Source organism: Schlesneria sp. (genome assembly GCF_036405755.1).
Classification (GTDB): Bacteria; Planctomycetota; Planctomycetia; order Planctomycetales; family Planctomycetaceae; genus Schlesneria; species Schlesneria sphaerica.
This window is the reverse complement of sequence record NZ_DASWWZ010000563.1, coordinates 1-4,360: the sequence shown is the minus strand read 5'-3', so window position 1 is coordinate 4,360 and position 4,360 is coordinate 1. Positions and strand designations below refer to the sequence as shown.

At 56.8% G+C, this 4,360-nt stretch carries 2 protein-coding genes; one reads left to right on the top strand and one right to left on the bottom strand.

From position 1 onward, the window contains the following. The coding region (gene mgtA / locus VGE80_RS18815) for a magnesium-translocating P-type ATPase (protein ID WP_440593729.1) at positions 1 to 2,450 on the top strand (2,450 nt) is incomplete at its 5' end. A gap of 140 nt (positions 2,451 to 2,590) precedes the next feature. On the opposite strand, the gene VGE80_RS18810 is transcribed toward mgtA, so the two are convergent. After that, positions 2,591 to 4,327, bottom strand: a complete 1,737-nt coding sequence (locus VGE80_RS18810) for an ABC transporter ATP-binding protein/permease (protein ID WP_440593728.1) — start codon at positions 4,325 to 4,327, stop codon at positions 2,591 to 2,593. Positions 4,328 to 4,360: the final 33 nt, after the last annotated feature.

Here is a 4,360-nt window from a genome sequence, read left to right as displayed (position 1 = left end):
AGGCGCAAAAGCGGTTGGCAACGAACCGCAGCCTGATCGGCCGCAAGCAGTCTCCGTGGCGAATGCTGCTCGATCAGTTCAAGAACCCGATCATTCTCCTGTTGCTCTGTTCCGCCATGCTTTCGTTCAGTCTGCCGGGCGAGAGCGCGAATGCGTGGATCATCATCTTTATTCTGCTCGCCAGCGGACTGCTCGGCTTCTGGCAGGAACTCAGCGCGGCTGACGCGGTGGCAAAGCTACTGGGACTGATTGAGACACGTGCGATGGTGATGCGCGACGGGAAAGACTGCGAGGTCCCGATCGACGCTGTCGTACCGGGGGATGTCATTCGACTGACTGCCGGAAACCTGATTCCCGGTGACTGTCGACTGCTCACCGCTCAGGACCTGTATCTGAACGAAGCGGCATTGACCGGAGAAAGCTTCCCTGCGGAAAAGGTGAACACCGTTCTGGAGAAGGCGACCCCGCTCAGCCAGCGAATCAACACGCTTTACCTGGGAACCCATGTGATCAGCGGGATGGGGACCGCAGTGGTGGTGAGAACCGCACGCGATACGGAATTTGGCAAGATTTCCGAACGGCTGGAACAGAAGCGACCGGAAACCGGCTTCGCGCGCGGACTCGCTCAGTTTGGTCGAATGCTGGTCAAGATCGTGAGTGTCATCACGGTTGTCCTGTTCGCCGTCAAAGTGGGCTGGCAAGGCGACCCCGTGACCGACTCACTGCTGATCACGCTCGCCCTGGCCGTGGGGATGACGCCTCAGTTACTGCCGGCCATCACCAGTGTCGTGCTCTCGGCAGGGGCCAAGTCAATGGCCCGGCATAATGTGATCGTCAAACAATTGCTCTCGATCGAGAATCTCGGCGGAATGACCGTCCTCTGCTCGGACAAAACGGGAACCCTGACCGAAGGCGAGATTCACCTTCACTCGGCTCTGGATCCGACGGGCAACCCAAGCGAACGCGTGACACGACTGAGCTATCTCAATGCCTTCTTTCAGACAGGTTTCGCGAATCCGGTCGACCGGGCGATACTCGCCGCGTCCGCCGTGGCAGCAGACGATGCCCGGTTTTCGACAAACGGCATCCAGAAGCTGGATGAAATTCCCTACGACTTCCTCCGCAAACGACTCAGCGTACGCCTGCTGCTGGACGGCGAAAAGCTTCTGATCACCAAAGGGGCTCTCGCCAATATCCTCGAAGTTTGCTCCACCGTCGAAACGACCGAAGGTAATTGCTGCGACCTCGCATCCTTGCGGGATTCGATCGAACGGCAATTCACTCAGATGAGCAACGAAGGGCTGCGTATCCTTGGCCTGGCTGTTCGTCGCGACGACTCGCCGCACCTGACGAAGGCGAACGAGTGTGAGATGACGTTCCTCGGATTCCTGGTCTTCACGGACCCACCGAAAGCGGACGCGCGGGAAACGCTCGAGCAGTTAAAGCAGTTGGGCGTCAAACTCAAAATTATCACCGGAGACAACCGGGCTGTGGCGGCGACGGTGAGCCAGCGGGTTGGCATTACCGCATCGAAAGTCATCACTGGTTCGGAGTTGCGACAGCTCAGCGACGAGGCCCTGCGGCACCGAGTGAGTGAGGCGGACGTCTTCGCAGAAATCGAGCCGAATCAGAAAGAACAGATTATTCGTTCACTGCAGCGGAACGGCGAGGTCGTCGGTTACATCGGCGACGGAATCAATGACGCATCCGCGTTGCACGTGGCCGATGTCGGCATCTCGGTCGCCACGGCGGTTGATGTTGCCCGAGAAGCGGCTCAGATCGTCTTGCTGAAACACGACCTCGGTGTCCTGGTGGAAGGGGTTCGAGAGGGGCGTCGGACATTTGCCAATACACTCAAGTACGTCTATTTCGCCATTGCCGGCTGCTTCGGCTACATGTTCAGCCTGGCGATCGCCTCGCTGTTTCTTCCCTTCGAGCCGCTGCTCGCTTCGCAAATTTTGCTGATCAATCTGCTGGCGGACTTTCCTGCCATGTCGCTGGCGACGGACTCGGTGGACCCCGAACAGGTGGCTCAGCCGCGGCGATGGGATACGAAATCCATTTTCCGTTTTATGCTGTTCTTCGGCTTTGCCAGTTCAAGTTTTGACTTCCTGACGTTCGGGGCAATCCTTCTGGTCTTCGGTGCAGAAAATCACGATCTGTTCCGTACCGGCTGGTTTGTGGAATCAACACTGACGGGGCTTTTGATTCTGCTGATCGTCCGGACCCAGAGGCCCTTCTTCCGCAGCGAACCGTCCACGCTGCTGCTGATGGCCTGTGCGCTGATCGCAGTGATTGTCGTCGGGCTTCCCTGCAGTCCGCTGGCCGGCACACTTGGTTTTATTCCCCCCTCGCCCCTGTTGCTGGGTATGATGCTGATCATCACAGCTCTTTATGCGCTGGGAATGGAAACGGTGAAGTTCTTCTTCTATCGGTACTTCGGAAAGTAAATGGAGCCCCCCTCGGGAGTCATCCGCGCGATGCCTCTCCAGGCGGATGCATTCGCCCCGCGGCGGAAGGAGAAAAACCCGCCACCTGGGTGGTGGTGTGTGGGGGGTCTGCACACCACCAGCACACACCACTCGCGAGTTCACGCGGTTTCGATTTGTGAATCGGGTTCAATTTCGGCGAGATACTCTTCCGCCGTCTTGAGTTCCCAGTCCCCCTTTCCGGTCAGACTGAGGACGTGCGTGTGATACCGGGCGACCTGTGGCCGATGAGTGACGCTGATGAGTGTCACTTCGCCCTGCCGCAGTCGATCGTAGAGGGTCGCTTCGTTCTTTTCGTCGAGCGCACTGGTCGCTTCGTCCAGAATGACATACGGCTTTTCTGCCAGCAGGACTCGCGCGAAGGCCAGTCGTTGCTGTTCACCCAATGAGAGCATCTTTCCCCAGTCCGCTTCGACATCCAGACCCCCGCAGCGTTCGATCAGATTCGGAAGATTGACTTCTTCCAGGATCGACTGAAATTCTTCGTCGGTCACTCCCTCGCGATAGTTGGGGTAGAGCAACTGAGCCCGTAAGCTGCCGATGATCAGGTAGGGGCGCTGAGGCAGGAACAACATCTTTTCGAGCCCAGGACGGGTTAGCTGACCGCTGCCGTAGTCCCACAAGCCTCCCAGCACGCGCAGTAGCGAGCTTTTTCCTCCACCACTGGCGCCGACGATCAGGAGTCCATCTCCTTCGTTTAGCGAAAGTGAAAGGTCCTTGATTAAATCACGCTTCCCATCCGGAGTCTGGGCGGTGAGTTGCTCGACTTGAAAGTGGTCGCCCTCTTGCGTCGTGATGTGCTCCTGATCGGGCGCAACGGTGCTCGTCTGCGCCATCGCTTCGAGGGTTTTGGCAAAGCGATCGAGTCGGCTGACTCCCGCAGCGAAGTAGCTCAGCACGTCGAACTTGTTCACAATCACGTTCAAGGCACCGAAAATGGCTGCAAATGCCCCCGTCGCCTGAACCACAGCCCCAATCGTGATGTCCCCGGACATGACGCGCGGTGCCAGGATGATGCCCGGAATGATCATTGTCATCGTGATATAAGCGTACTGGAAAATATTCAGAAAGAATTGCCAGTTCACCAGCTTGTTAAAGTTGATATAGGCATCGTTGAACCGTTCCAGCACCAGATCGGACTCTTGCTTTTCACCGCGATAGAAAGCGATCGATTCCGCGTTTTCTCGTACGCGAACCAGGCTATAACGAAGATCCGCTTCGCGTCGCAACTGGAAGAAATTCAAACCGACCAGTGGGCGCCCGAAAACCAACGTGGTAACCGCAGTCCCTACGATGGCATAAACCACAATAAAGTACACCAAGAGCTGCGAGATATTCCACAGGACCCCGCAAAACGCGATCAACTGCAGTCCCGTCTCGATGAAGATCAGCAGGAAGTAAATCGACTTCTGTGTGAACGAGTTGATGTCTTCGGCGATTCGCTGATCCGGGTTATCGATTTCTGCAGCAAACGTCAGCCGATAGAAGGCGGTGTTGCTGAAATAATTATTGATGAAGCGGGTGGTCATCCAGCGCCGCCAATGATTGGTCAGCCGGTCGCGAACATAGTAGTAAAGCCCGTACACGGGGACCGCGATGGCGATGAGCCCGAGCGTATAATAGATCGAACGCCAGTAGCGATCCGAATCGCGGTCTGCCAGAGCGTCTGAGAATTCGCCCGTCTGTTTATTGAGGAGCACGCTGGCCGCTGTATTGGTCAGCATTAAAACGACGAGCAGCGCCAGTAGCCCTCGTGCCACCCACTTCTGTTCTGAAGCCAGATAGGGTTTGGAGAGAGAAACAAAGCGTGGGACCAGCCGACTATTGAGGCGCGACATTCCAACCTTTTCTACTCAAGCAAATGATCCACA

What these genes read in the sequence shown, in the direction of transcription:
- VGE80_RS18810 (WP_440593728.1), bottom strand. Translation starts at nt 4,327, where the DNA reads ATGTCGCGCCTCAATAGTCGGCTGGTCCCACGCTTTGTTTCTCTCTCC.